At 61.9% G+C, this 4738-nt stretch carries 4 protein-coding genes; 2 read left to right on the top strand and 2 right to left on the bottom strand.

Annotated elements, in window-relative coordinates; genetic code table 11:
* Positions 1 to 116: 116 nt before the first annotated feature.
* Positions 117 to 1097 carry a cyclase family protein gene (locus ACW9JE_RS28750; protein WP_457434680.1) on the top strand — a complete coding sequence of 327 codons (981 nt, stop codon included), beginning with the start codon at positions 117 to 119 and terminating at the stop codon, positions 1095 to 1097.
* On the opposite strand, the gene ACW9JE_RS28745 is transcribed toward ACW9JE_RS28750, so the two are convergent.
* Positions 1090 to 2019 (bottom strand): LysR family transcriptional regulator, encoded by a 930-nt coding sequence (locus ACW9JE_RS28745; RefSeq protein WP_224536443.1) that lies wholly within the window; start codon positions 2017 to 2019, stop codon positions 1090 to 1092. The genes ACW9JE_RS28750 and ACW9JE_RS28745 overlap by 8 nt on opposite strands.
* 277 nt (positions 2020 to 2296) lie before the next feature.
* Complete coding sequence (locus ACW9JE_RS28740; RefSeq protein ID WP_457434679.1) at positions 2297 to 3235, bottom strand: cyclase family protein; 939 nt, start codon at positions 3233 to 3235, stop codon at positions 2297 to 2299.
* Positions 3236 to 3469: 234 nt separating this feature from the next.
* Here ACW9JE_RS28740 and ACW9JE_RS28735 point away from each other — a divergent pair, with 234 nt between their 5' ends.
* Positions 3470 to 4501, top strand: a complete 1032-nt coding sequence (locus ACW9JE_RS28735; protein ID WP_224536418.1) for a GlxA family transcriptional regulator — start codon at positions 3470 to 3472, stop codon at positions 4499 to 4501.
* Positions 4502 to 4738 lie beyond the last annotated feature (237 nt).

The raw sequence follows: 4738 nt of genomic DNA, 5'->3' as shown, positions 1-4738 counted from the left end.
GGAAGGGGACGGGGGGGGCAAAGGGGGGGGGGCCAAAAACACCTCTTTCGCGAGCAAGCCCGCTCCCACAGGGGAATGTGCGTGCATCGGAATCCGTGTAAACCAAGGAAAACCCCATGTGCGAACACAACAACAATACCGCCGCCCACCCTTCTCCCGATGCCAAGGCCCTGCTCGAAGGCCTGCCCACCAACTGGGGAAAATGGGGGCCTGACGATGAAGTCGGTGCCCTTAACTACCTGCAAAACGCCGAAGTGCTGCGCGGCATCAGCGCCGTGCGTCAGGGCAAGACGTTCACCCTGCAAGTGCAGATCGGCCATCCCAAGGGCGAGCCGCTGTGGCCAGGCCGTCGTCCGTCGATGCGGGTCAACGTGCTGGACAAGGGCCACTTCCTGGCCGGCAAGACCCACTTCGACGGCCACGTCGAATACGCTGACGACGTGATCTTCATGCACCTGCAAGGCTCGACCCAGTACGACGCCCTGGGCCACGTCTGGCACGACAACAAACTGTGGAACGGCTACGACGCCATGAGCACCATCGGCGGCATGGACAAGGCCAGTATCCTGCCGATTGCCGAGCGCGGGATCGTCGGGCGCGCGGTGCTGATCGACATGGCCCGTCATCGCGACAAGGCGGTGCTGGACAAGGGCGAGACCTTCAATCACCACGACCTGCTGGCCGCCGCGAAAGCCCAGGGCATCGAGATCCAAAAGCGTGACATTTTGATCATCCGCACCGGCTGGATCGGCTCGTTCTACGAGCGCGAACACGAAGAGTTCTACAAGGATTTCGCCGAGCCGGGCCTGACCTTCAGCCGCGAACTGGTGGAGTGGTTTCACCAGATGGAAATCCCCAACCTGGTCACCGACACCATGGCCAACGAAGTCGCGGTCGATCCGCAGTCGGGCGTGCTGATTCCGCTGCACAACGCACTGATGCGCAACCTCGGCGTGACCTTCACCGAAGTGGCGTTGCTCGATGAACTGGCCGCAGACTGCGCCGAAGACGGCCAGTGGCAGTTCCTCTACACCGCCGCGCCCTTGAAGATCGTCGGCGGCACCGGCGCGCCGGTGAACCCCATCGTGATCAAGTAGTCAGGTCACGCTGCAATTCGTTGATCAGCAGGGTCGCCGCTGGAGACAGATCGGCGCCGACCCGGCTGATCACGCCATAGGGCTCGATCAAGGCGCGCAGCGACACCGGCAGCTTCACCAGCAAATCGTGCTGCTCGCAGAACTCGGCCACTTCCACCGGGATCACCGCCAGCAGGGTCGGGTCCTGCTGCACCAGCATCATGGTGGCGAAGGTCGACGAGGTTTCCAGCGGATAACGCGGAATCTCCAGCCCCGCCTCGTTAAGTTCCCGCTCCAGCGCCTGGCGCATCGGCATGTCCTTGGGATAGACCACCCAGCGGTAATCGCTCAGTTGCGACAACTGCAACGACTCGACCCTGGCCAGCGGATGGTCCTTGCTGGCGACTACCGCCAGGGGCTCCTCACTCAACTCGATGCAGTCATAGGCGTCCGAACGCTGGCCGACGCTGGTGCGACAGATCGCCAGGTCCAGCCGTCCCTGATCCAGCAGGCCGAGCAGCGTGGCGCTGGTATTTTCCACCAGCTCCACCGACAGCTCCGGCTGCTTGAGGCGAAGTTCGGTCAGCGCCCGGGTCAGCAACGGCACCGCGCCCATGATCACCCCCACCGACAGCCGCCCGCCCTGGCCGCGCATGATGCTCAGCATTTCCTCGCGCAGGTGTTCCACATCGCTGTAGATCAGCCGCGCATAACGAATCATGCAGCGCCCCATTTCATTGGCCACCAGGCCCTTGGGCTGGCGTTCGAACAGCGGCATGCCGAGCAACGACTCGACCTCGTGCAGCGCCTTGGTGGCGCCGGACTGGGATATCGAGATCTGCTCGGCGGCCTTGTGCAGCGAGCCGCGATCATCGAGGGCGATCAGCAACCTCAGCTGTTTGAGGCGCAGACGTGAAGCGATACTGCCAAGTGAAGGGACCATATCGTCGGGTGCTCTGTTCAAGTTGCAAATCCATCAGGGCCTAGGACAGTGTAGGAGCGAGCACGCTCGCGATGGTCGTCAACGATGACGCGGGGTGCCTGACACCCAGCGGTGCTCTGGCGTTCACCGCGAGCGTGCTCGCTCCTACAGGGGATTGCGTTGGCCCATTTCTCGCGCATTATTTTGGGGCGCGGTCTCGGGGCCGGACAAATGACAACAACGGGCCAGGGGATGAGCGTTCGTCATCCCCTGGCCCGTTGTTGAGCAACTGTATCGATCAGCGAATCGCCACCGGGTTGATGTTGACCTGGGTCGAGCCCTTGTAGAGCGGCTGGCCGAGCACGAACATGAAGGTCCAGGCCTTGTCCTTGACCAGTGCGCGGCTGTCGATCAGCTCCAGGTTATAGATGCCGTTCTTGGCCAGCATGAACTGGTTGACCGGGAATTCCTGGCCATCGGTGCCGGGGTAGATTTCCGAGGCCCAGGTGTCGCCGCCGAACGCGACGATCTGCTTGTCCGCCAGCCACTTGGCCGCCTCCATGCCGATGCCCGGTTCCACCGCGAGGAATTTCTCGTTGTCCTTGCCCAAAAGCTCAAGCCAACCAGTGTTGAACAGCACCACGTCGCCCTTCTCGATGCTGATGCCCTGCAGGTCCAACGCCTTCTGGATATCGGCGACGGTGAACTCGGTTTTCTCCAGCACGATGGCCTTGCCATACACCGCGGTCATGTCCAGGACCACGCCACGGGTCACGATCGGCGGGACCTTTTCGATACCCAGCTTCTTCACGCCCTCGACGGTCACGAAGTCGACGGCACGATTACCGTTGTAGTAGACGTTGTCGATGCCGATGTGGCCGATGCCGTTGAGCTGGGTGCCGACCCCGGTCCAGCCCACTACCAGTTCATCGTTGAAGGTGAATTTGTTCGGCCCCATGGTGGTGCCGCCTGCCTCGCCCGGCTGGACGTTGGTCAGGTGAAAACTGCGATGGCGGAAGGCGGGCAGGTTCTTGTCGATGGCCACTGCCAACGGGTAGGTCTTGCCGGTCTTGATCAGCTTGGCGGCGTTGAGCACCGAGTCGGCGGTGATCAGGTTCGCCGCGCCGATTTCATCCTGGGCACCGTAACGCGACGGGTACCAATTTTGCGCATCGGCGGCGTGGGCGGCGTTGAGGGTGAACAGCAGGGCAAAGGGCAGTACCAATCGGTTGAGCATGGGGCAGATCCTTGTCTGATTTCGATGGCGCCAAGGTACCCAGCGCGTTTGTGCGAAAACAGACAGGTATCGACAATACAATTGTTCCGGATTTTCACGAGTGCCCGGACAGACAGCGCTGGACTTCAACGGTGAACTGACATAAAACCCGTAAATCCTGCCAGTCGATCAAGCGCCGTTACGTTTATACCGTTTGCGAATTAAGATTATTCCAACTCGCTAAAACAGAAGCTCATGAACGAAATCGCCAGCTCTCCCGCCTCCCCCGCGTCATCCACCAAGCTTGCGTGCGACCCCTCGCGTTTGATTGTGTTTCTCGCCTATCCCGAAATGGGCCTGCTGGACCTGACCGGTGCCCAGACCGTGTTCTGGGCGGCGTCCAAGTACATGAACGCGCGCAACCTGCCGGGTTATACGCTGCACACCGCGAGCCTGGCCGGCGGCCTGATGCACACCGCCGAGGGCCTGGCCGTCAACACCGTGGCGCTCAGCGATTTCGATGCTCGAACCATCGATACCCTGATCGCCCCTGGCGCGCCGAACATTCTGCAGGCCATGAATCATTCTCTGGATCTGGTGGCCTGGCTGGCTGAAGCCTCGGGCAAGGCCAAGCGCACCGCCTCGGTGTGCAGCGGCACCTTTCTGCTGGCCGAGGCCGGTTTGCTGGAAGGTCGCCGCGCCGCGACCCACTGGCTGATGTGCGACATGCTCAAGGAGCGCTACCCGGCCATCGAAGTCGACAGCGATGCGATCTTCGTCAAGCAGGATGCGATCTGGACCAGCGCCGGCGTCAGCGCTGGCATCGATCTTGCCCTGGCGCTGGTGGAGGAGGATTGCGGGCGCGAAGTGGCGCTGCTGGTGGCGCGGGAGATGGTGGTTTTTCTCAAGCGTCCCGGCGGTCAGGCCCAGTACAGTCAGTTGCTCAAATCGCAAACCAGTGAAAGTGCCGCGTTCGACGAACTGCACCTGTGGATCTCGCACAACCTGGCCACCGAAAACCTCACCGTCGAAACCCTTGCCCAGCAGGTGCAAATGAGCCCGCGCAACTTCGCCCGGGTCTACAAGCTCAAGACCGGCCGGACTCCTGCCAAAGCCGTGGAAGTGCTGCGTGTGGAGGCTGCCCGGCGTTTGCTGGAAGAATCCGAACGCAACATCGACCAGATCTCCAGGCTCTGTGGCTTCGGTGATGAAGAGCGGATGCGCCTGACATTCCAGCGCAACCTCGGGGTTTCGCCAAGGGAATACCGCAGCCGGTTTTCGCGCTGAACGAACAAGCCGCTACCCATCCCCTGTAGGAGCGAAGCTTGCTCGCGAAAGCGGCATGTCAGCCGCCATCAATGTCGACTGGAGCACCGTCTTCGCGGGCAAGCCTCGCTCCTACAGGGCAAGCGCCGATTTTGGCGTCGACACATCACCCATGTGGGAGCGGGCTTGCTCGCGAAGGGGGGGGGTTCGTCTACAAAATCCCCTCCCGAGACACCACCCCCACTCACAAACCCCCCC

The organism is Pseudomonas sp. SDO55104_S430 (assembly GCF_054070595.1).
This window is presented reverse-complemented; position numbering and strand designations above follow the sequence as displayed.